The 25,173-nt window shown below is 70.0% G+C and carries 22 protein-coding genes and 4 pseudogenes; 15 read left to right on the top strand and 11 right to left on the bottom strand.

Features of this window, described 5'->3' with window-relative positions; translation table 11 throughout:
* The first annotated feature begins 57 nt into the window (after positions 1–57).
* A complete protein-coding gene (locus JN350_RS07600; protein ID WP_205464121.1) occupies positions 58–564 on the top strand; it encodes a PH domain-containing protein in 507 nt (168 codons plus the stop codon).
* A gap of 105 nt (positions 565–669) precedes the next feature.
* Here the strand turns inward: JN350_RS07600 and JN350_RS07605 are convergent.
* The 3 genes and pseudogenes from JN350_RS07605 to JN350_RS07615 form a co-directional block, all read right to left on the bottom strand.
* A pseudogene (locus JN350_RS07605) lies at positions 670–2,813 on the bottom strand (dipeptide ABC transporter ATP-binding protein).
* Complete coding sequence (locus JN350_RS07610) at positions 2,806–3,744, bottom strand: ABC transporter permease (protein ID WP_123340697.1); 939 nt, start codon at positions 3,742–3,744, stop codon at positions 2,806–2,808. Before JN350_RS07610 ends, JN350_RS07605 begins: the two are co-directional and overlap by 8 nt.
* Positions 3,745–3,747: 3 nt before the next feature.
* Positions 3,748–4,728, bottom strand: a complete 981-nt coding sequence (locus JN350_RS07615; protein WP_205464122.1) for an ABC transporter permease — start codon at positions 4,726–4,728, stop codon at positions 3,748–3,750.
* 257 nt (positions 4,729–4,985) lie between these two features.
* Here JN350_RS07615 and JN350_RS07620 point away from each other — a divergent pair, with 257 nt between their 5' ends.
* Positions 4,986–6,704 carry an ABC transporter family substrate-binding protein gene (locus JN350_RS07620; RefSeq protein ID WP_205464123.1) on the top strand — a complete coding sequence of 573 codons (1,719 nt, stop codon included), beginning with the start codon at positions 4,986–4,988 and terminating at the stop codon, positions 6,702–6,704.
* Positions 6,705–6,797: 93 nt separating this feature from the next.
* Here JN350_RS07620 and JN350_RS07625 read toward each other — a convergent pair whose 3' ends face one another.
* The 3 genes from JN350_RS07625 to JN350_RS07635 all read right to left on the bottom strand — a co-directional run bounded on the left by JN350_RS07625 (position 6,798) and on the right by JN350_RS07635 (position 8,804).
* Positions 6,798–7,349, bottom strand: coding sequence for a PH domain-containing protein (locus tag JN350_RS07625; RefSeq protein ID WP_205464124.1), 552 nt, complete (start codon positions 7,347–7,349; stop codon positions 6,798–6,800).
* 216 nt (positions 7,350–7,565) lie between these two features.
* Entirely contained in the window at positions 7,566–8,045 is a 480-nt protein-coding gene (locus JN350_RS07630; RefSeq protein ID WP_205464125.1) for a peroxiredoxin, read from the bottom strand.
* A gap of 9 nt (positions 8,046–8,054) precedes the next feature.
* The gene (locus tag JN350_RS07635; RefSeq protein ID WP_205464126.1) at positions 8,055–8,804 is read right to left on the bottom strand and encodes a CPBP family intramembrane glutamic endopeptidase; all 750 of its coding nucleotides are present in this window, start codon (positions 8,802–8,804) and stop codon (positions 8,055–8,057) included.
* 122 nt (positions 8,805–8,926) lie between these two features.
* On the opposite strand from JN350_RS07635, the pseudogene typA reads away from it, so the two are divergent.
* The 8 genes and pseudogenes from typA (at position 8,927) to JN350_RS07675 (ending at position 16,901) form a co-directional block, all read left to right on the top strand.
* Positions 8,927–10,850, top strand: a pseudogene (gene typA / locus JN350_RS07640) (translational GTPase TypA).
* Between the two features lie 66 nt (positions 10,851–10,916).
* On the top strand, positions 10,917–12,110 hold the full coding sequence (locus tag JN350_RS07645; protein ID WP_205464127.1) for an amidohydrolase: 1,194 nt from the start codon (positions 10,917–10,919) through the stop codon (positions 12,108–12,110).
* A gap of 112 nt (positions 12,111–12,222) precedes the next feature.
* Positions 12,223–12,765: a hypothetical protein gene (locus JN350_RS07650; RefSeq protein WP_205464128.1), complete on the top strand. Its 543-nt coding sequence runs from the start codon at positions 12,223–12,225 to the stop codon at positions 12,763–12,765.
* 19 nt (positions 12,766–12,784) lie between these two features.
* Positions 12,785–12,943: pseudogene (locus tag JN350_RS20110) on the top strand (PIG-L deacetylase family protein); the annotation flags it as partial.
* A gap of 65 nt (positions 12,944–13,008) precedes the next feature.
* The gene (locus JN350_RS07660) at positions 13,009–13,974 is read left to right on the top strand and encodes a PIG-L family deacetylase (protein ID WP_275898032.1); all 966 of its coding nucleotides are present in this window, start codon (positions 13,009–13,011) and stop codon (positions 13,972–13,974) included.
* A gap of 35 nt (positions 13,975–14,009) precedes the next feature.
* Positions 14,010–14,327 carry a ferredoxin gene (fdxA, locus tag JN350_RS07665; protein ID WP_069711637.1) on the top strand — a complete coding sequence of 106 codons (318 nt, stop codon included), beginning with the start codon at positions 14,010–14,012 and terminating at the stop codon, positions 14,325–14,327.
* A 13-nt stretch (positions 14,328–14,340) separates the two neighbouring features.
* Positions 14,341–15,459: a succinyldiaminopimelate transaminase gene (dapC, locus tag JN350_RS07670; RefSeq protein ID WP_205464131.1), complete on the top strand. Its 1,119-nt coding sequence runs from the start codon at positions 14,341–14,343 to the stop codon at positions 15,457–15,459.
* 143 nt (positions 15,460–15,602) lie between these two features.
* Positions 15,603–16,901: a citrate synthase gene (locus JN350_RS07675; protein WP_123340789.1), complete on the top strand. Its 1,299-nt coding sequence runs from the start codon at positions 15,603–15,605 to the stop codon at positions 16,899–16,901.
* A gap of 76 nt (positions 16,902–16,977) precedes the next feature.
* Here the strand turns inward: JN350_RS07675 and dapD are convergent, their stop codons facing one another.
* Positions 16,978–17,964, bottom strand: coding sequence for a 2,3,4,5-tetrahydropyridine-2,6-dicarboxylate N-succinyltransferase (gene dapD / locus JN350_RS07680; protein WP_205464132.1), 987 nt, complete (start codon positions 17,962–17,964; stop codon positions 16,978–16,980).
* Positions 17,965–18,095: 131 nt separating this feature from the next.
* Between dapD and dapE the strand changes: the two genes are divergently transcribed.
* Positions 18,096–19,178: a succinyl-diaminopimelate desuccinylase gene (gene dapE / locus JN350_RS07685; RefSeq protein WP_205464133.1), complete on the top strand. Its 1,083-nt coding sequence runs from the start codon at positions 18,096–18,098 to the stop codon at positions 19,176–19,178.
* Positions 19,163–20,407 (top strand): hypothetical protein, encoded by a 1,245-nt coding sequence (locus JN350_RS07690; protein WP_205464134.1) that lies wholly within the window; start codon positions 19,163–19,165, stop codon positions 20,405–20,407. Before dapE ends, JN350_RS07690 begins: the two co-directional genes overlap by 16 nt.
* On the opposite strand, the gene JN350_RS07695 is transcribed toward JN350_RS07690, so the two are convergent.
* Positions 20,386–21,612 (bottom strand): AI-2E family transporter, encoded by a 1,227-nt coding sequence (locus JN350_RS07695; RefSeq protein WP_240347609.1) that lies wholly within the window; start codon positions 21,610–21,612, stop codon positions 20,386–20,388. The genes JN350_RS07690 and JN350_RS07695 overlap by 22 nt on opposite strands.
* A 127-nt stretch (positions 21,613–21,739) precedes the next feature.
* Here JN350_RS07695 and JN350_RS07700 point away from each other — a divergent pair, with 127 nt between their 5' ends.
* Positions 21,740–21,910, top strand: coding sequence for a DUF3117 domain-containing protein (locus tag JN350_RS07700; protein ID WP_017887054.1), 171 nt, complete (start codon positions 21,740–21,742; stop codon positions 21,908–21,910).
* Positions 21,911–22,002: 92 nt separating this feature from the next.
* Positions 22,003–22,716 carry an AAA family ATPase gene (locus tag JN350_RS07705; RefSeq protein WP_240347610.1) on the top strand — a complete coding sequence of 238 codons (714 nt, stop codon included), beginning with the start codon at positions 22,003–22,005 and terminating at the stop codon, positions 22,714–22,716.
* Positions 22,717–22,732: 16 nt separating this feature from the next.
* Here JN350_RS07705 and JN350_RS07710 read toward each other — a convergent pair.
* A pseudogene (locus JN350_RS07710) lies at positions 22,733–23,364 on the bottom strand (O-methyltransferase).
* A 64-nt stretch (positions 23,365–23,428) separates the two neighbouring features.
* Between JN350_RS07710 and JN350_RS07715 the strand changes: the two are divergent.
* Complete coding sequence (locus tag JN350_RS07715) at positions 23,429–23,803, top strand: Sec-independent protein translocase family protein (RefSeq protein ID WP_205464136.1); 375 nt, start codon at positions 23,429–23,431, stop codon at positions 23,801–23,803.
* Between the two features lie 80 nt (positions 23,804–23,883).
* Here JN350_RS07715 and JN350_RS07720 read toward each other — a convergent pair whose 3' ends face one another.
* Together JN350_RS07720 and JN350_RS07725 are read right to left on the bottom strand one after the other, a co-directional pair.
* Positions 23,884–24,789 (bottom strand): glycoside hydrolase family 18 protein, encoded by a 906-nt coding sequence (locus tag JN350_RS07720; RefSeq protein WP_205464137.1) that lies wholly within the window; start codon positions 24,787–24,789, stop codon positions 23,884–23,886.
* Positions 24,786–25,169 carry a carbohydrate-binding protein gene (locus JN350_RS07725; RefSeq protein WP_205464138.1) on the bottom strand — a complete coding sequence of 128 codons (384 nt, stop codon included), beginning with the start codon at positions 25,167–25,169 and terminating at the stop codon, positions 24,786–24,788. The genes JN350_RS07720 and JN350_RS07725 overlap by 4 nt, the downstream gene beginning before the upstream one ends.
* Positions 25,170–25,173 lie beyond the last annotated feature (4 nt).

Consider the following 25,173-nt stretch of genomic DNA (forward strand, 5'->3'; position numbering starts at 1 on the left):
CTGGACACGAACGAGGCCGGACGTCCCGTCGTCCTCCGCGCTGGTCGCGGAGGCGCCGTGGCGGCCGGCCTCGTCGCCGTCCTGGGCCTCTTCCTGCTGGTCGACGCGGCGGTTCGCGGCAGCTGGATCGTGGTGCTCGACGCCGTCGGACCGATCGCCGTGCTCGTCTGGGTCCTGTGGGTGCTCACGTACCGCCCGTGCATCCGCATCGACGACACGGCCGTCACCGTCGTCAACCCGCTCCGCCGTACCGTGGTGCCGTGGCACGCGGTCGCCGACGTCAAGCTCCGCTGGCAGATCGTCATCGAGACGGTCGCCGGGCGTCGCGTGCAGTGCTGGGGCGGTCCGTCGCTGCCCCGGCCGAAGCCCGCCCGGCGCGGTGAGCGTGCCGTGCTGCGCCAGCCGGACGAGATGACCGTGCTGCTCGACCGTTGGGCGGAGCAGCGTGCCGTCGCCGGTGACGGCGACGCCGTGCGCGGCTGGGACCGACCTGCCGTCGTCGTCGGCGCGGTCGCGCTGACGCTCCTCGTGGTCTCGCTGCTGAGCCTGTCGCTGGGCGGCTGACGCGGCTCGCGATCGCGACCACAAGACGGACGGGAGGCCCGGCGCAGGACGTGCGCCGGGCCTCCCGTCCGTCTGCTGGTCACGTCCACCACGTGACCCGCGTCGTCAGACGACCGCGCCGACCCGCTCGGTGAGCAGGTGCTCCTGGTCGGTCTGGATGCACGCGACGCCGCGGCCGTGCACGTCCTGCAGGCGCGGGTCCACGGTGCGGCACTGCTCCTGCCGGCCCTCGTCGAGGAGCTGGTAGAGCGGGCAGCGGGTGCGGAACCGGCAGCCGTCGATGCGCTCCGTGGGCGAGGGCAGGTCGCCGTCGAGCAGGATCCGACCGCGGGCGGCCTCGGCGGACGGGTCCGGCACCGGTACTGCCGACAGCAGCGCCCGCGTGTACGGGTGCTGCGGGTCGGAGAACACCTTGTCGCCGTCGCCGTACTCGACGATCCGCCCGAGGTACATGACCGCGACGTCGTCGGCGATGTGCCGGACGACGGACAGGTCGTGGGCGACGAAGAGGTACGACAGGCCGAGACGGTGCTTCAGGTCCTCGAGCAGGTTGATCACGCCGGCCTGCACCGAGACGTCGAGCGCCGAGACGGGCTCGTCGAGCACCAGGATCTTCGGCTCGACGATGAGCGCGCGGGCGATGCCGATGCGCTGCCGCTGGCCGCCGGAGAACTCGTGCGGGTACCGGTCGATGTAGCTCGGCTCGAGCCCGACGAGCTCGAGGACCTCGCGGACCCGGCGGCGGATCTCGTCCTTCGCGACGCCGTGCACCGTCAGCGGTTCACCGATCACCGAACCGATGTCGAGCCGGGGGTCGATCGACGCCATCGGGTCCTGGAACACGACCTGGATGTCGCGGCGGATCGCCAGGCGGTCCTTCTTCGACAGCGACGCGGTGTCGACGCCGTTCACCCGGATGGTGCCCTGCTGGGCGCCGGCGAGCTCGAGGATCTCCATGATCGTTGTTGTCTTGCCGCAGCCGGACTCACCGACCAGCCCGAGCACCTGCCCGCGCTTGAGCGTCAGGGAGATGCCGTCGACCGCGTGCACCTCGCCGATCTGCCGGCGGAAGAGCGCGCCCTTGGTGAGCGGGAACGTCTTGACGACGTCGGTGAGCTCGAGGACGACGTCGTCGCCGTGGTCGACCGCCGCCTCGGGGATGTCCTCGGGGCGGGGAAGATCTCCGACCGCTCGAGGGTGCCCGCGGCGATCTCGTCGCGACGGATGCACGCGGCGGTGTGGTCGGCGAGCAGCGTGCCGTTGCCGATCGTCGGGACGGTCCCGGTCAGGACCGGGTTGTCGCCGCTCTGCGGGACGGTCGGCTCGACCAGCGCGGGTTCGCCGTCGCGGCAGGCGTCGATCACGGCGGGGCAGCGGTCGGCGAACGGGCAGCCGGTCGGCTTCTGCGTGAGCAGGGGCGGGCGGCCCTCGAGCGGGACGAGCCGTTCGGTGCGGGCCGCGGTCATGTTCGGCATCGAGCGGAGGAGCCCGATCGTGTACGGCATGACGGGCTCGCGGAAGAGCGGCTCGACCGGAGCCGTCTCGACGATGCGGCCCGCGTACATCACGGCGACGCGGTCCGCGTTGCCGGCCACGACACCGAGGTCGTGCGTGATGAGGACCACGGCGGCGCCGGTCATGTCCTTCGCCGTCTGCAGCACGTCGAGGATCTGCGCCTGGATCGTGACGTCGAGCGCGGTGGTCGGCTCGTCGGCGATGATCAGCTTCGGGTCGTTCGCGATGGCGATGGCGATCATCGCGCGCTGCCGCATGCCGCCCGAGAACTCGTGCGGGAACGCGTCGAGGCGCCGAGCGGGGTTCGGGATGCCGACGACGCGCAGCAGCTCCTCGGCGCGGGTGCGGGCGGCGTGCTGGCTGAGGGAGCGGTCGTGCAGTCGCAGCCCCTCGATGATCTGCTGGCCGATCGTGTACACGGGCGTCAGGGCGGACAGCGGGTCCTGGAACACCATCGCGATGTCGCCGCCGCGCAGGCGGGACATCTCGCGGTCGTTCTTGCCGAGCAGTTCCTGGCCGTCGAAGCGGATGCTGCCCTCGACGTGGGCGGACGACGGGAGCAGACCCATCACGGCCATCGAGGACACCGACTTGCCGGAGCCGGACTCGCCGACGATCCCGAGGAACTCGCCGGGGGCCACCGTGTAGTCGACCCCGCGGACGGCGTAGACGGGCTTGGTCTTCGGGTTGAACGTGACCGACAGGTCGGACACGGTCAGCAGCGGCTCAGTCACGGTTGGCTCCGGAGGTGGGGTCGATGGCGTCGCGCAGGGCGTCGCCGAGCAGGCTGGTCGAGAGCACGGTCGCGACGAGGGTCGCGGCGGGCAGGACGAACAGCCACGGGCGGGTGACGGCGGACTGGCTGCCGGCGGCGAGCAGGGTGCCGAGCGAGACGTCGGGGATCTGGATGCCGAAGCCGAAGAAGCTCAGCGAGCTCTCCGCCAGGATCGCGGCCCCGACGCCGAGCGTCGCGTCGATGATGAGCAGGGACGCCACGTTCGGCAGGATGTGGCGTCGGATGATCGTGAACGCCGGGACACCCATGAAGCGGGCGGCCTTGACGTAGTCGCGTTCGCGCAGGGACATCGTCTGGCCGCGGATCACGCGGGCCATCACCATCCAGCTGAACACCGCGAGGCCGACGATGAGCGCCACCCACGTCAGGTTCTTGAACACCGGGCTGAGGAGCACGAGCGCGTAGAACGAGGGGATCACGAGCAGCAGGTCGATGACCCACACGAGCACGCGGTCCACGGTGCCGCCGAAGTAGCCGGCGATCGCACCGACGATGCCGGCGATCAGCGTCGCGGCCGGACCGGCGATGAGGCCGATGAGCAGCGACTTCTGCAGGCCGACGAGCGTCTGCGCGTAGATGTCCTGGCCGATGTCGTTCGTGCCGAACCAGTGCGCGGCGCTCGGCGGCATGCCGAACGCCAGGCCGTCGGAGTCGACGGCGTTCCAGTGGTACAGGTGCGGGCCGACGAAGGCCCACAGCAGGATGAGCAGCAGGGCGCCGCCACCGATGCGGGCACGCCAGGTGCCGAACACCTTGCGCCAGAGCGGCGTGCGGCCGCCCTTGACCTCGATGACGTGCGCCGGGGTGCCGGCGTTGCCGTCACCGGGGTCACCGGCGGTGGTCGTGGTCGTGGGGTCGAGAACAGACACGGGTCACACCCTCACTCGCGGGTCGAGCGCGGCGTAGAGCAGGTCCGCGAGGGTTCCTGCGATGAGCACGAGGATCGCCGTGAAGAGGATCGTGCCCGAGGCCGCGTTGATGTCGTTGTTGGTGATGCCCTGGACGAAGTACTCGCCCATGCCGTGCCAGCTGAAGACCAGCTCGGTGATGCTCGCGCCGGTCAGGATCAGGCCGAACGAGTACGCGAAGAACGTCGACATCGGGATGAGGGCGACGCGGACGCCGTGGCGCATGATGGCCGATCCGCGGGTCCGGCCCTTCGACCGCGCGGTGCGGATGAAGTCGTTCGACAGCACGTCGAGCATCGCGGAGCGCTGGTACCGCGAGTACGTGGCGACGGCGCCGATGGTCAGCGAGATCGTGGGTAACAACAGGTGGATCAGCCGGTCGCCGAGCACCGGGAAGAACCCGTTCACCCCCGGCGTGTACTCACCCGTGAACCGGATCACCTGGGTGCCGAGCCCCTGGTTCATCGCGGTCGCGAGGATCATCAGGACGACCGCGATGACGAAGGTCGGGGTGGCGAGCACGGCGAACGACAGGTACGTCGAGACCTGGTCCGACGTGCGGTACTGGCGGACGGCGTTCCACACGCCGAGCAGCACCCCGAGGATCGCGCCGAGCAGCGTGCCGATGACCAGCAAGCGCAGGCTCGTGCCGGAGCGGGCGACGATGTCGGCCGTGACCTCGGTGCCGCGGGTGCTCATGCCGAGCGACCCGTGCGTGACGAGGTTCGACCACCAGGTCCACGTCCGGACGATGAGCGGGGTGTCCGGATCGGCACCGAGCTTCTGCAGGGACGCGTCGATCGTGCCCTGCGGCACGGCCGGGTTGCGGCCCAGGAACCGGGCAGCCGGGTTCAGCGTGCTGCTGGCGAGGATGTAACCGAGGGTCGTCGCGACGATCGTCAGGACGATGTAGTTGACGATCCGCTTTGCGATGAAGGCAAGCATGTACTGGGACCTCGTGGGGTGCGGCCATCCGTCCGGACGGCGTTGTCGGTGGCGACAGGTTAGCCGCTCGCGGCGGAGGGATGGGACTTGGCGTTGTGACGCTATGCAACATTCGTTACGAGCATGTTTCGATTCCCCACACCAACCCTTGTGGAGCCTTCGGATGTGACTAGGGTTCTCAACCAACAGGCGTGGCGGCGGGGGTCGTCGCGTTCCAGCGCGAACTGCGCGAACCACAACGAAAGGGAATCCTCGCCATGCGAAAGAGGATCAAGGGCATCGCCGTGCTGGCCACCGCTGCGGCCGCGGCCGTCGTGCTGGCCGGCTGCTCCGGCGGTGGGCAGGCGGGCAACAGCAGCTCCGCAGTCGCCGAATCGTCGCTGAAGTCGACCGGCTGGACCGTCGCGGACCGCGCGGACGTCAAGGACGGCGGGTCGATCACCCTGCCGATCGACTCCGCTCCGGCCAACTGGCAGCTCGCCAACCTGGACTCCGGGACGGTGGACGACACCACGATCTCGCAGACCTACCTGCCGGGCTTCATCCAGTTCAAGGAGAACGGCGAGTGGGAGGCGAACAAGGACTACGCGACCTCGGTCGAGCTGACCAAGGACTCGCCCCAGACCGTCGAGATCAAGATCAACCCGAAGGCCGTGTGGTCTGACGGCACCCCGATCAGCGCGAAGGACGTCATCGCGAACTGGAAGGCGCTGAACGGCACGAACAAGGCGTTCGCGCCCCTCGCCACCAACGTGTGGGAGGATGTCGACTCGGTCAAGCAGGGCTCGGACGAGCGGGACGTCATCATGACGTTCTCGAAGACCAACGCCGACTGGGCGAGCGTCCTTGGCGCCATCTACCCGTACTGGGCCGTCGACACCCCCGACCACTTCAACACCGCCTGGGCCAAGGGCCCGTACGCCGCTGACGGCAAGACCTACGTCTCCGGTGGCCCGTACATCCTGAAGTCCTTCGACGCCAACGGCGGCGTCGTCACGTTCGAGAAGAACTCGAAGTGGTGGGGCGACGAGGGCAAGCTCGACACCATCGTCTTCAAGACGGTCTCGCGCGACGGCGTCGCGCAGGCCTACGGCAACAAGGAGCTCGACGCGTTCAACCTGAACGGCAGCGCCGACAACCTCAAGACGGCGAACTCGCGCTCCGACTCGAAGATCGAGCGCTCGCTCGGCACCACGCAGCGGCAGATCACGCTGAACGGCACCTCGGACGTCTTCAAGGACCAGGACGTGCGCCAGGCGTTCGCCCAGGCGATCAACCGCAAGGTCCTCGCCCAGGCGATCCTGTCGCCGGTGAAGAGCCCGGGCGACGTGCTCAACAACCTCGTCTACCTGCCCGGTCAGGAGGGGTACAAGGACGACGTGTCGAGCGTCTACGGCTACAGCACGGACAAGGCGAAGTCGAAGCTCGAGGACGCCGGCTGGAAGATCGGGTCGGACGGCTACGCGACCAAGGGCGGCAAGGAACTCGACGTCCGCTTCGTGATCCCGTCGGACAACCCGAACTCGGCGAACATCGCGCAGCTCGTGCAGCAGCAGACGAAGCTCGCCGGCTTCAAGGTGACCATCGACACCGTGCCGACCGACGACTTCTTCACGAAGTACATCACCACCGACGGCCGTGACTTCGACGCCACGTACTTCGCGTGGCAGGGCACGCCGTTCCCGATCTCGTCGCTCAAGTCGATCTACTACCCCGCCGATGCCGGTCAGAACTACACCGGTGTGACGGACGACTCGCTCGGCGCGGCATGGGACAAGGCGAACGCCGAGCTCGACCCCGATGCCCGCATCAAGGACGCGCAGGCGATCGACAAGAAGATCGTCGCCGTCGCCGGCACCATCCCGTTGTTCGCCGAGCCGTACGCCTGGGGTGTGCGCAAGGACCTCGTGAACTACGGGCCCGCGCAGTTCCAGCAGTCCTCGGTCAAGTGGCAGGACGTGGGCTACACCAAGTAGACCCGCGGTCGCACGACCCACGACGACACCCTCGACGTCGCACGACGTCGGGGGTGTCGTTCTGCGTCGGCGGGCGAGTGGACGTCGGGCACGCTAGAGCCGGGCCGCCGCGAGCGACGCCGCGATCCCGAGGACGACGAACGCCAGGACCGTCCACCCGTGCACCCGGTGGGTGATCGGCGCCGCCGTCACGGTCGCGGGCGGCGGGCCGTCCTGCGGAGCCGAGGCGGGCACGAAGGTCAGCATCCGCGCGGCCGCAGCGTCGACGTCGAGGTGATCCGGGCCTCCCGGTCGGCCCTGCACCCGCGCGGTGAGCCGCGCGGTCGGGCGCGTCGCGATCCAGACGCGGCGGACGCCCTCGCTCGTGACGACCTCGATGCCGTACTTCGTCCGCACCTCGGTGACGCGCGACCACGTGTAGGTGCTGGTGCGGCGGACGTCCACGATCCGCAGGTGCTCGGGCGTCAGCTCGATGCGCGGACGCCAGAGCGCGGCCCATGCCACGAACGCGATGCAGATGCTCGGGACGGGGACGAGCCACGGGGTGCTGCCACCGAGCAGTGCCAGGGGGACGAGCGCCACCGCGACGACCCAGAGGACGACGGCGAGACGACGGAGACCCGGGGCGACGATGGTGGTGTGCACCGGACGAGGTTACGAGATGCCTCCCCGGAGACGCCCGGGGAGCGGGTGTGACACACCAGCGCGTATCTCCGGACGACCCGATTCCCCGGGGAGGCAGATCCTGAGTGGACCTCTCGTGCCGACAATGGTCGTCGCCCCCAGTTCGGGTGTCAATACCCCACCGCGACGGATTCCGGGATTGCCCACGCCGGGAACGGCGGGAGCCGCGGTATCCGGCTACGAGACGAGCAGTTCGATCTGTTCACGGATGGTCTCGGCCGTCGGGAACCGGAGACCGACCAGGCCGACGTGCCGCCACCGCACGACCCCGTCGGGACCGATCACGAACACCGACCGACGCAGTCCGATCCCCGGCGCACGCACGCCGTAGTCGCGGATCACCGAGCCGGCCGTGTCGCTCAGCAGGGGGAACGTGAGCGAGGAGCCGCGCGCGAAGGTCTCGTGCGAGTCGAGGGCCTGCGGGCTGACGCCCCACACCACGGCGCCGAGGTCGTCGAACTCGTCGAGTTCCGCCTGGTAGCTGCAGAGCTGCGCGGTGCAGACGGCCGTCGCGTCGCCGGGGTAGAAGGCGAGCACCACGGTCCGGCCGATCTCCGACGACAGGTCGTACTCGTCGTCGGTGCGGACCCCGTCGCGGACGACCATGCCCGGCAGGGTGAACGTCGGCGCGGACTCGCCGACCTCGGGGATGCTCATGTGCTCACGCTACGAGAACAACCCGGGGAAGGCGTTCGCGACCCAGGGGTAGCCGATGAACACCGCGGCGTCCAGCAGGCAGTGCGTGATGATCAGGGGCATCAGGCGGCCCCACTTCGTGTAGATCCAGCCGAACACGATGCCCATCACGGCGTTGCCGACGAACGCGCCGAAGCCCTGGTACAGGTGGTAGCTCCCGCGCAGCAGTGCCGTCGACAGGATCACCTGCCACCGACCCCACCCGAGGTCACCGAGCCGGGCGTAGAGGTACCCGATCACGATCACCTCCTCCTGCAGGCCGGAGCGGATCGCGGACAGCAGCAGGACCGGCACCGTCCACCAGTAGGAGTTCAGGGCAGCGGGGTCCACGTTCACCGTGATGCCGAGGGCGCGCCCGGCGAAGTACAGGGCGAGCCCCGGGATCCCGATGCAGAGCGCGATGAGCGCCGGACCACCGAGGTCGGGCTTCACCCGGAACCGGTCGATGCCGAGCCGGGACAGGTGCGGGCGGGACGTGCTCCACAGCAGGAAGCAGACGAGCGCGACCGGTGCCAGGTCCACCGCGATGCCGAGCAGCTGGCGGGCCAGGTCGACGTACTGCACCGTCGTCGACGACGTGTTGAGCGCCGTGGACTGCTCGCCGAGCGGGGTCGTCTGCGACAGGTCGTCGATGATCTGGAGGATCGAGTACAGCGCGCTCGCGCCCAGTGAGAGCAGCAGCACGATGGTGATCTCGACCCACGTTCGCCGACGGCTCATCTGCTGTTACTCCTGACGGTTGCGAACTACCGGTAGACTGGCGTGTCGGGCGTTCTGCCCGCGGGTGCGGTGCCGACAAATCACTGGCCCGACACTCTCCCAGAAATTGAAGGATGTCCTGTATGGCGCTCGCCACCCGGTCCGACCTGCGCAACGTCGCCATCGTGGCACACGTCGACCACGGCAAGACCACCCTCGTCGACGCGATGCTCACGCAGACCAACTCGTTCGACGCCCACTTCGAGGGCGAAGACCGCATGATGGACTCGAACGACCTCGAGCGCGAGAAGGGCATCACGATCCTCGCGAAGAACACGTCGGTGCTCTACAACGGCAAGCACGCGACCGAGTTCGGCGCGGACGGCCCCATCACGATCAACGTGATCGACACCCCGGGTCACGCCGACTTCGGTGGAGAGGTCGAGCGCGGCCTGTCCATGGTCGACGGCGTCGTGCTGCTGGTCGACGCGTCCGAGGGCCCGCTGCCCCAGACGCGCTTCGTGCTCCGCAAGGCGCTCGCCGCCAAGCTCCCGGTGATCCTGCTCGTCAACAAGACGGACCGCCCCGACTCCCGCATCGACGAGGTCGTCTCCGAGTCGCAGGACCTGCTCCTCGGCCTGGCATCCGACCTGTCGGACGAGGTCGACGACCTCGACCTCGACGCGATCCTCGACGTCCCCGTGGTCTACGCCTCGGGCCGTGCCGGTGCCGCGTCGCGCAACAAGCCGGCCGACGGCTCGCTGCCCGACAACGACGACCTCGAGCCGCTGTTCGAAGCGATCCTGCAGCACGTCCCCGCGCCGAAGTACGACGACCAGCACCCGCTGCAGGCCCACGTCACCAACCTCGACGCGTCGCCGTTCCTCGGTCGTCTCGCGCTGCTGCGCATCTTCCACGGCACGATGAAGAAGGGCCAGACGGTCGCGTGGGTCAAGCACGACGGCACCGTCGTGAACGCCCGCATCACCGAGCTCCTCATCACCAAGGCCCTCGAGCGCTACCCGGCCGAGTCGGCGGGCCCCGGTGACATCGTCGCCGTCGCCGGCTTCGACACGATCACCATCGGTGAGACGCTGACCGACCCCGAGGACGTCCGCCCGCTGCCGACCATCACGGTCGACGACCCGGCGATCTCGATGACGATCGGCACGAACACCAGCCCGCTCGTCGGCAAGGTCAAGGGCCACAAGCTGACCGCCCGCATGGTCAAGGAACGCCTCGACCGCGAGCTCATCGGCAACGTCTCGCTCAAGGTCCTCGACATCGGTCGCCCCGATGCCTGGGAGGTCCAGGGCCGTGGTGAGCCTCGCGCTCGCCATCCTGGTCGAGCAGATGCGTCGTGAGGGCTTCGAGCTCACCGTCGGCAAGCCGCAGGTCGTCACGAAGCGTGACGAGAACGGCAAGTTGCAGGAGCCGTACGAGCACATGACGATCGACACGCCGGAGGAGTACCTCGGCGCGATCACGCAGCTCATGGCCGCTCGCAAGGGCCGCATGGAGAACATGACGAACCACGGCACCGGCTGGGTGCGCATGGAGTTCATCGTCCCGTCGCGCGGCCTGATCGGCTTCCGCACGTCGTTCCTGACCGAGACCCGCGGTACCGGCATCGCCAACGCGATCTCGCACGGCTACGACGAGTGGGCCGGCCCGATCCAGACCCGCATCAACGGCTCGATCGTGTCCGACCGTTCGGGTGTCGTCACGCCGTTCGCCATCACGAACCTGCAGGAGCGGATGACGTTCTTCGTCAACCCCACCGAGGAGGTCTACGAGGGCATGGTCATCGGCGAGAACTCGCGCGCCGACGACATGGACGTCAACATCACGAAGGAGAAGAAGCTCACGAACATGCGTTCGGCGAACGCCGACTCCTTCGAGTCGATGACGCCGTCGCGCCAGCTCTCCCTCGAGGAGTGCCTGGAGTTCGCGCGCGAGGACGAGTGCGTCGAGGTCACCCCGGCCGTCGTCCGCATCCGCAAGGTCGAGCTCGACGCGCAGGCCCGCCAGCGCTCGTACGCCCGCCTGAAGCGTCAGGACGCGTAAGCACGAAGCGACGCGTCGCGTCAGCAAGAGCACGACCTGAGGAGGTCGGGGGTTACGGTGGATGCCGTGACCCTCGACCTCCTCTCGCTGTACCAGGACCTGCACGCCCACCCCGAGCTCGGTTTCCAGGAGCACCGCACTGCGGGCATCGTGGCCGACCGGCTCGCCGAGTTCGGTGGCATCGAGGTGACCACCGGCGTCGGTGGCACCGGTGTCGTCGGCGTCCTGTCGAACGGCGAGGGCCCGGTCGTGTGGCTCCGCGCCGACATGGACGGCCTGCCGGTCCAGGAGCGCACGGGTCTGCCCTACGCCAGCCAGCACCGCGGCACCGACGAGGACGGCAACGACGTCCCGACGATGCACGCGTGCGGCCACGACATCCACGTCACCTGGTTGCTCGGCACGCTCGAGCGCCTCGTCGCCACCAGGGACCAGTGGAGCGGCACGGTGGTCGGCGTCTTCCAGCCGGCGGAGGAGGTCATCTCCGGCGCCCGCGCCATGGTCGAGGACGGCCTGGTCGACCGGTTCCCGAAGCCCGACGTGGTGCTCGGCCAGCACTCGGCTCCGGCCCCGGTCGGCATCGTCGCGATCGGCTCCGGCCCGGTGATGGCCTCGAGCGACCGGCTCACGGTAACCTTCAACGGTCGCGGTGCGCACGGCTCCGCGCCGCAGGCATCCCTCGACCCGGTCGTCACCGCGGCGTCCGCCGTCGTCCGGCTGCAGACCGTCGTCTCGCGCGAGGTCTCGCCGAGCGACGCCGGTGTCGTCACCGTCGGAAGCTTCCACGCCGGCACCCGCGCCAACATCATCCCCGACCAAGCCGTCATCGAGATCTCGACGCGTGCCCGCAACGAGGAGACCCGTGCGCGGATCATCGCGTCGATCGAGCGGATCGTCCGTGCCGAGAGCGACGCCGGTGGCCTGCCCGAGCCGACGATCGTGCGGTCGCCCGGTGCCGAGGTGACCGTGAACGACGCGGAGTCCGCAGCCCGGGTGCTCGCGGCCGTCAGCGCCGCCGTGCCGGGCGCGCGCGAGCTGGAGATCGGGCTCGCGATGGCGTCGGAGGACGTCGGGCAGCTCGCGACGGCGGCGGGCGTCCCGCTCGTCTACTGGTTCACGGGGATCACCGACCCGGAGCTGTTCCGCCGTGGCGAGGACATCCCGAGCAACCACTCGCCGTTCTACGCGCCGCAGGCCGAGACCGCGATCCCGGTGGGCGTCGACGCCCTGGTGGCCGCGACGCGCGCCTACGTCGCCTGACGGGCGGACGGGAGGCGCGGGGCGGCCCCGCCGCGCGGGTGACCGTCCCGGGGACAGGACGTTCACAGCCAACTCGCGCCGTGCCTCCCGGCTCACCCGTTACCGTCGGCGCATGCGTTCCCTCCGTACCCCGCTGATCGCCGCCGTCGCCGCCGGCATCGCCCTGGCCGGACTCACCGGCTGCTCGTCCGACTCCGTGAAGCAGGCGACGGACCTCGGGTCCTCGGTGGCCTCGACGGTCGCGGACGGCGTCGCGGGCATCGACGGCAAGGCGATCCAGGACGGCATGTCCTCGGTCGCGGGCGGCATAGACGGGGCGCTCGACACGGCGCTCAAGGGCGCGAACGTGACCTCCGACGGCAAGGTCCCCGACGGGTTCCCCTCGTCCGACGTGCCGCTCGTCGACGGCACGGTGCTCGGCGGGGGAGCGGGACCGAACGGCTCCGGGTGGGTCGTGCAGGTGCGCGCCGGGTCGGTCGACGACTTCGCCTCCGCCGCGCAGCAGCTCGCCGACGCGGGCTACACCGAGTCGGCGAAGCGTGCCGACTCGTCCAGTGCGTTCGGGATGTTCCGCAGCGACGGGTACCGCGTCGTGCTCACGTTCTCGGACGGCGACGGCGGCGTCACCGCGACCTACATCGTCACGGCCCGCTAGTCCCGTACCCTTGGGGGCGATGTCGAAGGCCTCCGTCACGCGCCCCGAGCGCGTCCTGTTCGTGCACGCCCACCCCGACGACGAGACCCTGTCGTCCGGTGGGACGATCGCGACCCTGCTCGAGCTCGGCGCCGAGGTCACCGTGCTGACGGCGACCCGCGGTGAGCGCGGCGAGATGCTCACCGAGCGGCTCGCCCCCTGGCCGGCGATGCGCAGCGGGTCGCCGCGCACCGCGAGATTGAGATCGACGCGGCGCTCGCGGCCCTCGGCGGCCCGGCGCACCTGTGGCTCGGCGGTCGCGGTGCGCGGCCCACCGACCTGCCGGAACGCCGGTACGTCGACTCCGGCATGCAGTGGGGGCCCGACGGCCGGGCGACCGCCGCCGACGACGCCCCCGTCGACTCGCTGACCGCCGCCGACCTCGGCGAGGTCGTCGACGACGTCCGTGCCGCGATCCGCTCCACCGGTGCGGACGCGGTCGTGAGCTACGCCGACGACGGCGGGTACGGCCACCCCGACCACGTGCGCGTGCACCACGCCGCCCGGTACGCGGCCCGGGCGGAAGAGGTCGCGTTCTCGATGATCGTCGCCCCGGACACCGGGGACGCCGACGTCACCGTCGACGTCCTGCCGGTGCGGGCGAAGGTGCGGGCCGCGGTCGAGCAGTACCGCTCGCAGGTCACCGTCGACCCGGTCGATCCCGCCGCCCCGACCGCGCTGTCGTGGGTGATGCCGCACGGCGTCCGCGAGCACGCCCCCGCGGTCGAGGCCTTCCGGCACGACGCCGACCCGCAGCCCCCGGCGCCGCAGACCTACGCCGAGATGTCCGGCCAGGGCAAGGTCGCCGCGGTCGCCGTCGCGCTCGTGCTCGGGCTCGTCACCGGCGGTCTCGGCACCGTGACGCACCAGCAGACCGTCGGCGCCGCCGCGTTCCCGATCGGCATGGTGATCACCACGCTGCTCGTGGTCGGGCTGACCGTGGGCATCCGGTTGCTCTACCGGTCGCGGGCGATGGTCGCCGCGATCGGCATCGGCATCCTCGTCGCCACGCAGGTGCTCGTCTCCGTCGGTGGCCAGGGCTCCCCGCTCGTGCTGGCGAACGCGGCCGGGTACGTGTGGACGTTCGCCCCCGCCGTCATCGCCGCCCTGGTGCTCGCGTGGCCGGACCTGTCGGGGCTGCGGTCCCGGACGGCCCCGGGCCGCGAGTAGACTCGAACCCGCTCGTCGAAGGGAGCACCCGAACCGTGACCTACGTGATCGCCCAGCCCTGTGTCGACGTCAAGGACCGTGCCTGCATCGACGAATGCCCCGTCGACTGCATCTACGAGGGCGACCGCTCGCTGTACATCCACCCCGATGAGTGCGTCGACTGCGGTGCGTGCGAGCCGGTGTGCCCGGTCGAGGCCATCTACTACGAGGACGACCTGCCCGACGAGTGGGCCGACTACTACAAGGCCAACGTCGAGTTCTTCCAGGAAGTCGGCTCGCCCGGTGGCGCTGCGAAGGTCGGAGTGATCCACAAGGACCACCCGGTCGTCATGGCCGAACCGCCCCGCGGCTGAGCCGGACACGCACGTGGCGCTCGACCTGCCCGACTTCCCCTGGGACCAGCTCGTCCCGTTCAAGCAGCGCGCGGCCGGGTACGAAGGCGGCATCGTCGACCTGAGCGTCGGTTCGCCCGTCGACCCCACCCCCGAGGTCGTCCGCCGCGCCCTCGCCGACGCCACCGACGCGCACGCCTACCCGCAGGTGGCCGGTACCCCGGCTCTGCGGCAGGCCATCGCCGACTGGTACGGCCGACGGCACGGGGTGCAGCTGACCGAGGCGCACACCCTGCCGACGATCGGGTCGAAGGAGTTCATCGCCGGCCTGGCGCTCTGGCTCGGCATCGGCGCCGGCGACACCGTGGTGTTCCCGGCCGCTGCGTACCCCACCTACGAGCTCGGCGCGGCCCTGGTCGGCGCGGACGCCCTCGCCTCGGACGACCCAGCGGCGTGGCCGGCGACGACGAAGCTGGTGTGGCTGAACTCGCCCGGCAACCCCGACGGCCGCGTGCTCTCGATCGACGACCTGCGCGTCGCGGTCGCCCGTGCCCGAGAACTCGGCGCCGTCATCGTCGGTGACGAGTGCTACGCCGAGCTCGGCTGGGACCCCGAGTACGCCACCACGCCCACCCCCACGATCCTCGACCCCCGCGTCGTCGGCGACTCGGTCGACGGTGTGCTCAGCGTGTACTCGCTGTCGAAGCAGTCGAACCTGGCCGGGTACCGCGCGGCGTTCGTCGCCGGTGACGCCCGGGTCCTCGCCGACGTGCTCGCGGTCCGGAAGCACGCGGGGCTCATGCCGCCGCTGCCGGTGCAGGAGGCGATGATCGTCGCGCTGGCGGACCAGACCCACGTGCAGCAGCAGAAGGCCCGTTACCGGGCACGCCGGAACATGCTCCGACGGGCACTCGAGGACGCCGGCTTCCGCGTCGACCTCAGCGAGGCCGGCCTGTACCTCTGGGCGACCCGTGGTGAGCCCGCGCTCGACACGGTGTCGTGGCTGGCCGATCGCGGGATCCTGGTCGCACCGGGCACGTTCTACGGCACGGCGGGCGGGGAGCACGTCCGGGTGGCCCTCACCGCGACCGACGAGCGCATCGCCGCGGCGGCCCAGCGGCTGGCCAGCAGCCGTCGGCTCGGCACCGCGTAGCCCGCAGCGCAATCGGGGGTTCCCACCAAGTCGTGACCTCCGAGGTGTGCACGAGCGACAGACGCCGCGATTAGGCTGTCACCGTGACTGACACTGCCAACGACGCTCAGAAGACGGCCACACCGCCCACGACGCCCGTGCCCGTGAGTCCCGCCGCCGAACAGACGGGCGAGACCGCGACGCTGACGTACCCGGGCGGCAGCGCGGAGTTCCCGATCCTGCCGAGCGTCGACGGCGCGTCCACCATGGACATCTCGACGTTCAAGAAGCAGACCGGGATGAACACGCTCGACTACGGGTTCGTGAACACCGGGTCGACCAAGAGCGCGATCACCTACATCGACGGCGACGAGGGCATCCTGCGGTACCGCGGGTACCCGATCGACCAGGTCGCGTCGAACTGCACCTTCCTCGAGGTCGCGTGGCTCCTGATCTACGGCGAGCTGCCCGACGAGTCCGAACTCGCCGACTTCGACGCCCGCATCCGTCGGCACACCCTGCTGCACGAGGACCTGCGGCGCCTGTTCGACGCGCTCCCGCACTCCGCGCACCCGATGTCCGTGCTGTCCAGTGCCGTCAGCGCCCTGTCGACGTACTACGAGGACGACATGGACGTCGACGACCCGGAGAAGGTCGAGCTGCAGACCGTGCGGCTGCTCGCCAAGCTGCCGGTCATCGCCGCCTACGCGCACAAGAAGTCCATCGGGCAGGCGTTCCTGTACCCGGACAACGGGCTGTCGTTCGTCGACAACTTCCTGCGCCTGAACTTCGGCACCATGGCCGAGACGTACCAGCCGAACCCGGTGCTGTCGAAGGCCCTCGACCGGCTCCTCATCCTGCACGAGGACCACGAGCAGAACGCCTCCACCGCGACGGTCCGCCTGGTCGGCTCGACGAAGGCGAACATGTTCGCCTCGATCTCGGCCGGCATCAACGCCCTGTACGGGCCGCTGCACGGTGGCGCGAACGAGGCCGTGCTCGAGATGCTGCAGCAGATCAAGGACTCCGGCGAGCCCGTGCAGCGCTTCGTCGAACGGGTGAAGAACAAGGAGCGCGGCGTGAAGCTCATGGGCTTCGGACACCGCGTCTACAAGAACTACGACCCCCGTGCAAAGCTCGTCAAGGAGTCGGCGGACGAGGTGCTCGAGTCCCTCGGCGTGCAGGACGACCTGCTCGACATCGCGAAGGAGCTCGAGCAGATCGCGCTGAGCGACCAGTACTTCATCGACCGCAAGCTCTACCCGAACGTCGACTTCTACACGGGCATCATCTACAAGGCGATGGGCTTCCCGCCGCGCATGTTCACGGTGCTGTTCGCGATCGGCCGCCTGCCCGGCTGGATCGCGCAGTGGCGCGAGCTGAACAACGACCCGCTCAACAAGATCGGTCGCCCGCAGCAGCTCTACGTGGGTGCGCCGAAGCGGGACCTCCCTGCGCGCTGACGCGCGTTCTCACCCGCGAAAGCGACAGAGTCCCGCGAACAGTTCGCGGGACTCTGTCGCCTTCGCGGAGCCAGGCCTACGCGTGGAGCGCGGTGTTGAGCTGGATGCCCTCGCCCTTGCGTTGCAGGGCCTCGACCGCGCCGGACAGGCTGTTGCGCCGGAACAGGACGTTCGGTGTGCCGGACAGCTTGGCGGCCTTGACGGTCTTCGGCGTGCCGTCCGGGTTCGGGGCGGCGCCGACCAGGACGACCTTCGTGCCGGCCGTGACGTACAGGCCGGCCTCGATGACGGAGTCGTCGCCGAGGGAGATGCCGAGACCCGCGTTCGCCCCGAGCAGCGCGCGCTCGCCCAGGGAGACCCGGTGCGTGCCGCCGCCGGAGAGCGTGCCCATGATGGACGCGCCACCGCCGATGTCGGTGCCGTTGCCGACGACGACGCCCTGCGAGACGCGGCCCTCGATCATGGCGTCGCCGAGGGTGCCGGCGTTGAAGTTCACGAAGCCCTCGTGCATGACGGTCGTGCCCGGCGCCAGGTGCGCACCGAGGCGGACGCGGTTGGCGTCACCGATGCGGACGCGGTCCGGCACGACGTAGTCGACCAGGCGCGGGAACTTGTCGATCGCGTGCACGGCGATGCCCGCCCGCTGCAGCGACGGGCGCAGGCGGGTCAGGGACTCCGGGTGGACCGGCCCCGCGTTCGTCCACGCGACGATCGGCAGGTACCCGAAGACACCGTCGAGGTTGATGGTGTTCGGACGCACGTGCAGGTGGCTCAGCAGGTGCAGGCGCAGGTACGCGTCCTCGGTGCTGGTCGGGGCGGCGTCGATGGTGACCTCGGTGGTGACGGCCTCGATCCGGACCTCGCGGCGGGGGTCGTCGCCGACGTGCGCCTGCAGTTCTGCAGGGAACACCGCGTCGGTGGGCAGCGGGCCGAGGTGGGTCTCCGGGTACCAGGTGTCGAGCGTCGTGCCGTCGGCGGCGATCGTCGCGAGGCCGTGGCCCCAGGCGTGCGTCGGGCGATCGGCGGTGGCGGTCGGGTCGGTGGCAGCGGTCGTGTCGGTCACCGCACCAGGGTACCGACGCACTGGACGGGAGCACCGGACCGACCGGACGGACGCTGCGGAACCGCACCGTGCCTCCCGGCCGCCGTGCCGTGGGCCAGCGCGACGGGGGCGACGGCAGATAAGGTGACCGCATGCCGGAGCAGCTCGACCTCACCGCCTCGTCCATCGACATCACCCGTGCCATCTGCGACATCGAATCGGTGTCGGGGAACGAGCAGGCCCTCGCCGACGCGATCGAGGCGGTGCTCGCACCGCTGCCGCACCTCGAGGTGATCCGCGACGGCGACGCGATCGTCGCCCGCACGAACCTCGGCCGCGACCGCCGTGTCGTCATCGCCGGGCACATCGACACCGTGCCGCTCAACGACAACCTGCCGACCGAGTTCCGCACCACCGAGGACGGCACCGAGATCCTGTGGGGTCGCGGCACCGTCGACATGAAGGCCGGCTGCGCGGTGCAGCTCAAGCTCGCGTACGACCTGGTCGAACCCTCGGTCGACGTCACGTGGGTCTGGTACGACCACGAAGAGGTCAGCGACCTGCTGAACGGCCTCGGCCGTCTCGCCCGGACCCGGCCGGAACTGCTGGCCGCCGACTTCGCCATCCTGGGGGAACCGTCCGGCGCGCAGATCGAGGGTGGCTGCAACGGCAACCTCCGCGCCGAGATCCGTACGTTCGGCAAGCGCTCGCACAGCGCTCGCAGCTGGATCGGCGACAACGCGATCCACAAGACGGCACCGATCCTGGCCACGCTGGCCGCCTACGAGCCCCGCACCGTCACGGTCGACGGGCTCGAGTACCGCGAGGGCCTCAACGCCGTCGGGATCAGCGGCGGCATCGCGGGCAACATCATCCCGGACGAGGCGATGGTGCACGTGAACTACCGCTTCGCGCCGTCGCGTTCTGCCGAAGAAGCCGTAGCGCACATCCGCGAGCTCTTCGACGGCTACGACGTGACCATCGTCGACCTCGCTGCCGGTGCCCGCCCCGGCCTCGACGCCCCGCTCGCGCAGGACTTCGTGTTGGCGGTCGGTGGCCCGGAGCCCCGCCCCAAGTACGGCTGGACCGACGTCGCGCGCTTCTCGGCGCTCGGTGTGCCGGCGGTCAACTACGGCCCGGGTGAACCCGTCTTCGCCCACCACGACGACGAGCAGGTCCCGGTCGCGCAGATCACCGCGGTCGAGGCCGGCCTCCGTCGGTGGCTGACGGCCTGACGACGGCCGGGGCCACCCGGCCGACCCCTGCACGCACCCGCTGGCGCGCCCGATACCGGGTGGTGCCGTGGTGGGTCCGCATCACGGTCGTCTACGTGCTCGCCCGGTTCGTCACCGGACTGATGATGCAGGCCTTCGCGAGCGTGCAGGCGGCGAACTCGTTCACCGTCCAGCACCCGGCGTACCTGTCGTTCGCGTCCATCTGGGACGGCGCCTGGTACCGCGTGATCGCAACCGGTGGCTACCCGTCGACCCTGCCCGTCGACGCCGCAGGGCACGTGACCGAGAACGCGTGGGCCTTCATGCCCGCGTACCCGTTCCTGGTGCGCGGTCTCATGCTGCTCACCGGCGCATCGTTCGAGCTCGTCGCGGTGACGGTCTCGCTGCTCGCCGGGCTCGGCGCTGCGCTCGTGTTCCGGCGCCTGATGGGGCGCTTCCTCGACCCCGCGCGGGCGACCTTCGCCACGGTGCTGTTCTGCGTCGCGCCCGTGTCGGCGATGTTCCAGGTGGCGTACGCCGAGTCGATGGGGCTGTTCCTGCTGCTCGTCGCGCTGCTGCTCATGGTCGACCGGCGGTGGTGGACGATGCTGCCCGTCGTGCTGCTGCTCGGCATGACCCGGCCGACCGGGCTCGCGTTCGCGCTGCTCGTCGTGCTGTTCGTCGGCGCGTGGGCGATCCGGCCCGCGTGGGTGCGGTCGTCGGAGCCGCTCACCCTGCGCCGGCTGGTGCCGCCCGCCGTGGTCGCGGTCGTGTCCGGACTGGTCGGCCTGGCGTGGCCGGCGATCGCCTGGGCCGTCACCGGGGTGCCCAAGGCCTACACCGACACCGAGCTCGCGTGGCGGTCGTCCTACGTCGGGTGGCAGGAGCTCGTGCCGTTCGCGCCGTGGATCCAGGGCTTCGGGTGGTGGTTCCACCAGCCGGCCGGCGGGATCCTGCTGGCCGTCGTGGTCGTCGGCTTCGCGGCGTTCGTCTGCATGCCCGCGGCACGACGGATCGGGATCGAGCTGCGGCTCTGGGGCATCGCCTACGTCGTGTACCTGCTCGCCGTGTTCTTCCCGCAGTCGAGCACCTGGCGGATCCTGGTGCCGATCGCGCCGCTGCTCGGCATCGTGGCGCTGCCGCGGTCCCGCGTCTACCGGGTGGCCGTCGTGGTGGCGTTCGTCGGGCTGCAGTGGGTCTGGCTGTACTACTGCTGGTGGATCGACGGCTACGACTGGACCCCGCCGTGATCGGCACGGCGCTCACGCGCCTGCGCGCGGGCCAGGAGCCGTGCGGCGGGACCGCTCCGCTCGCGCTTCGGCACCGTCGCTGACATCGGCTCCGGGTCACCCGGCCGCCAGTTCGCCGCCGCCACGACCATCGCGTTGACGGTGGCGATGAACGGCACCGCGAAGAACGCGCCGACGACGCCCGCGATCGTCGTGCCCGCGGTCACCCCGAGGACGACCCCGAGCGGGTGCACCTTCACCGCTGTCCCGGTCAGGAACGGGTGCAGGACGTGGCTCTCGAGCTGCTGCACGACCACCACGATGCCGAGCATCACGAGCGCCGGCACCCAGCCGTTGAAGACCAGGGCGATGAGCACCGCGACCGCACCGGCGACGATCGCCCCGACGACGGGGACGAAGGCGCCGAAGAAGACGATGACGCCGATCGGGATCGCCAGCGGGATCTGCAGGGCGAGCGCGCCGATGGTCACACCGAGTGCATCGGTGACGGCGACCACCAGCTGGACGCGGATGAAGCTCGTCAGGGTCTTCCAGCCGGCGTGCCCGGCGACGTCGATGCGAGCACGTGCCCGGCGCGGGAAGAGCCGGACGACCCACCCCCAGATGCGCGGGCCGTCGATGAGCACGAACAGCGTCGTGAACACGATGATGAACAGCCCCTCGAGCACGTGCACGGCGCCGGTGCCGGCGGCCTGGAAGCCTGACAGGATCGTCGCGGCGTGCGCCTGCAGGTAGTCGAAGCCGTTCGACACCCATCCGTCGACGTCCTTCGCCGTGATCCCGAACGGCTCGCTGTCGAGCAGGGTCCGCAGGGACTGCACGCTGTGGTGGAGCCGGCGTTCGAGCGACGGCAGGTCGGACCGCACCTGCTCGGTGACGAGCAGCGCCAGCCCACCGAGCGCCAGCACCAGGGCCACCAGGCTCGACAGCACCGCCGTCCACTTCGGCCACCGGTGCCGCTGCAGGAACGACGACATCGGCATGAGCAGTGCGCACACGAGCAGCGCGATGAGGAACGGCACCACGATGTCCTGCAGCAGCACGACCAGGGCCACCAGGACGGCGAGGCCGGCACCCACGACGAGGATGCGCCAGGTGAACGCCGCGCCGATCCGCAGGCCGGCGGGTACCGCGTCGTCGGACCGACCGGTCCGCTCGGATCGTCCGCTGGGGGACTGACGGTGCATGGAGCGGATGTTCGGCATCCGCCAAGGTTACGAACGGAACCCGCGAAGAACCGCCGATCCGACACCCCCAACCTGGGCGGTTTCGCAGTTGCCCCATCAATACGAGATAATGAGCGGGCATGTACTGCACGAAAGGGGACATCTGATGGCAGCCATGAAGCCGAGGACCGGTGACGGGCCGATGGAGGCTGTTAAGGAGGGTCGACTCATCATCGTGCGGGTTCCGCTCGAAGGAGGAGGCCGCCTGGTCGTCTCGGTCAACGATGCCGAGGCCAAGGAACTCCATGACGCACTCGCTGAGGTCGTCTCGGCCTAGTAGTCGAAAGCACCAGAACGACGGGCCCGGAGCGTGTACGCGCCGGGCCCGTCGTCTGCGTCCGGCAGGATGTGCTCGTGCCGAGGACCCACATGCCGATCCGCCGCGTCGAGGAGTACCGCGACCCTGACCCGATGCCACGCGACGTGTGGCCTGCGACGCTGCCCCCGGTGCGGCAGCTGCTCGACGAGGGACTGGACCTCGACCCGGTGACGGTGTTCGTCGGCGACAACGGTGTCGGCAAATCCACCCTGATCGAGGCGATCGCGCTCCGGTTCGGCATGTCACCCGAGGGTGGCTCCACCCTGGCGAACCACTCGACGCGTCCGTCCGAGTCGTCGCTGTGGGAGCACATCGTCCTCCGCCGCGACTTCGGTGCGCCCCGCGGTGGGTTCTTCCTGCGCGCCGAGACCATGCACGGCTTCTTCACCTACCTCGAGGACCACCCCAACCACTCCCGCCCCGAGCCGGTGTTCCACGAGCGCAGCCACGGTGAGTCGTTCCTCGACTTCGTGATCGACCGCGCGCAGTGGCCGGGGCTCTGGATCCTCGACGAACCCGAGTCGGCGCTGTCCTTCTCCGGGTGTCTGACGCTCATCGCGCTCCTGCGGTCGATCGTCGACAGCGGGGTCGGGCAGGTCGTGCTCTCGACGCACTCACCGGTCCTGGCGGCGTTCCCCGGCGCGACGATCCACGAGGTCGGCGAGTGGGGGTTCCGGCGCACCGAGTGGGAGGACCTCGACCTGGTGCGCAACCAGCGGTCGTTCCTCGAGTCCCCGGAGCGGTACCTGCGGCACCTCGAGTGACCGACAGGGGACGCCGCTACGCGGTGACCTTCGTCAGCTGCAGCAGCCCGTCGCCGGCCGGCGAGAGCGCACTGCGCACCGCACCCGACGTCGACACCTCGGTCAGCAGCAGCCGGAAGTCCGTGGTCGCCCGGTCGCGCTTGACCGGGTCGGCGACACGTCCGCGCCACAGGGCGTGCGGCACCAGGACGGTGCCGCCGAGGCGCGCGAGCCGCAGCCCGTGCTCGACGTACTCGATGACGTGCTCGGGGTCGGCGTCCACCAGGACGACGTCGTACGACGCTTCGTTCATCCGGGGAGCACCTGGTTCGCGCGGCCAGGGATGAGCCGGATCCGAGCGGGGGCGGTGCCGGCGCTGATGTAGGCGTCGCGGGCGAACTGCTGGTGGTCGACCTCGACGTCGATCGTGGTCAGGGTCGCGTCCGGCGCGCCGCCGAGCAGGTACAGCCCGGAGACTCCCAGGCCCGTCCCGATCTCGATGATGCTCGTGGCTCGGGAGGCTGCGGCGATCACGCCGATCTGCGCGCCGATCGCGGGCGAGATCGCCTCGACACCGAGTTCCAGGGAGTGCTCACGAGCGCGGGCGATCGCCTCGGACTCCGAGACGATGTCCTCGGCGAACTTCCAGTTCGACTCTTTCTCTGACACGCACACTCCGTTCGGTTGACAACTCTAGGGGTGCATCGGAGCCGTACGGGTTAGGCTCGCTCACGTGAACATCCCGCTCGACAAGATCCTGATCATCGGGATCATTGCCGTGCTCTTGCTCGGGCCGCAGCGTCTGCCGATGTACGCCCAGAAGTTGGCCGAGTTCGTGAAGGCCGTCCGCCGGTTCGCCGACACCGCGAAGGAGCGGATGCGCGACGAGATGGGCCCCGAGTTCGATGACATCGAGTGGCAGAAGCTCGACCCGCGGCAGTACGACCCCCGCCGGATCATCCGCGATGCACTCCTCGACTCCGGCAGCGCCAGCAGCGCCGCCGCGGTCCAGACCGCGCAGGTGACTGCGTCCAGGGTGCGCGCGACGGCTCCCGTCGTGCCGCTGGCCGCGGGAGAAGCGCCACCCTTCGACGCGGAAGCGACCTGACGCCCGTCACGTGACCACGAGACGGACGGGAGGCCCGGTGCCAGCTGGCACCGGGCCTCCCGTGTTCGGTGTGGTGACGACTACTTCAGGTCGGCGAGGAAGCGATCCGTCCAGGCGAGTGCCGGTGCGCTCGGGACGGAACTGCAGGTGGACGACGCCGTGGTCGAGGCGCAGGGCGTGTCCCGGTCGAGCGACCAGTAGTGGATCCCGGCGAGGCCGTTCGCCTTCGCGTAGGCGGACAGGGTGTCGACGTCGGCGAGGGTGAAGACCTCGTCGGTGGTGTCGTTGACGCCGATCATCGGGGTGACCTCGATCTTCGACGACGCGATGCCGTACGTGTGCTGCAGGTTCGTGACGGCCTGGATCGAGGACTTGCCCATCTGGCAGGTGGAGCCGGAGAGCACGCAGTTCGCGGCGGTCGCGCGGCCGAAGTCCATCGTCATGAGGTTGATCGTGTAGTTCGTCAGGGTCGACGCCTTGATCGCCTTCACGGTGGCGTCGCCGGTGCCGTTCAGCCCGCCGTACGAGCCGTCGCTGGCGGCCAGGGTCGCGAGCGTGAACGAGAAGCGCATGCCCGGGTACTTCGCCTGGGCGAGGGCTGCGGCGCTGACCAGGTTCTGCACGTCCGCGGCGGACTGGCCGCTCTCGATGTCGAAGTCCACGCCGATCATGTGCGGGGTCGCGTACCGGGCGATGAAGCTCTGCAGTGCGGCGCCCGAGCACTTGAACGAACCGGCGGCTCCACCGGTGCTGACGATGTAGTTCACCCCGGCGGCATCGAGCTTCGGGATGTTGGCGTTCGCGAAGGCATCCGCCGCGACACCGCCCCAGTTCTCGCTGCCGCACGTGCCGGTCGCGAAGGCGAGGGTGATGGCCTTGAGGCCGGGCTCGCGGGTGGACACCAGGCTGTTGCTCGCCCCGACGACCGGGATGCGGGTGCCGGTGACCGCGGTGTTCATGACGTTCGTGTTCCAGTCGAGGTTCACGGTGATGTCCTTGTACGGGCTGAACACCAGTCCGCTGGCCGTGCCGCCGCTCCCGCCCGTGCCGGGGGTCGTCGTCCCCCACCGGGAGGAGTGGTGCCGCCGCCCGTGCCGGAGCAGGCACCGGTCGACGTCCACGGCTGGCCGCTGCCCGTCGCCCCGGAGTGCGTCGCGGGGTCATCGCCCTGCGTCCACCAGTTCGCGGTGTAGTTCGATCCGTTCTCGCTGACGGTGGCACCGCCGGAGTACGCGGTGCCGGCGGTCCACGCGGTCGCGCACGACGGTGTCGCGGCGATGGCCGGTGCTGCTGCGAGTGATCCCCCGGCGATCACTGCGGCGACGGTGGCCACGAGGCCGATCCGTACTCGGGTGTTCTGGTTCACACGG

This window comes from Curtobacterium sp. 24E2 (genome assembly GCF_016925595.1).
Classification (GTDB): Bacteria; Actinomycetota; Actinomycetes; order Actinomycetales; family Microbacteriaceae; genus Curtobacterium.

Coding starts and splice junctions, on each gene's coding strand:
- JN350_RS07615 (WP_205464122.1), bottom strand. CDS start 4,728: ATGCTTGCCTTCATCGCAAAGCGGATCGTCAACTACATCGTCCTGACG.
- JN350_RS07620 (WP_205464123.1), top strand. CDS start 4,986: ATGCGAAAGAGGATCAAGGGCATCGCCGTGCTGGCCACCGCTGCGGCC.
- JN350_RS07630 (WP_205464125.1), bottom strand. CDS start 8,045: ATGAGCATCCCCGAGGTCGGCGAGTCCGCGCCGACGTTCACCCTGCCG.
- JN350_RS07635 (WP_205464126.1), bottom strand. CDS start 8,804: ATGAGCCGTCGGCGAACGTGGGTCGAGATCACCATCGTGCTGCTGCTC.
- JN350_RS07650 (WP_205464128.1), top strand. CDS start 12,223: ATGCGTTCCCTCCGTACCCCGCTGATCGCCGCCGTCGCCGCCGGCATC.
- dapE (WP_205464133.1), top strand. CDS start 18,096: ATGCCGGAGCAGCTCGACCTCACCGCCTCGTCCATCGACATCACCCGT.
- JN350_RS07695 (WP_240347609.1), bottom strand. CDS start 21,612: ATGCCGAACATCCGCTCCATGCACCGTCAGTCCCCCAGCGGACGATCC.
- JN350_RS07700 (WP_017887054.1), top strand. CDS start 21,740: ATGGCAGCCATGAAGCCGAGGACCGGTGACGGGCCGATGGAGGCTGTT.
- JN350_RS07705 (WP_240347610.1), top strand. CDS start 22,003: ATGCCGATCCGCCGCGTCGAGGAGTACCGCGACCCTGACCCGATGCCA.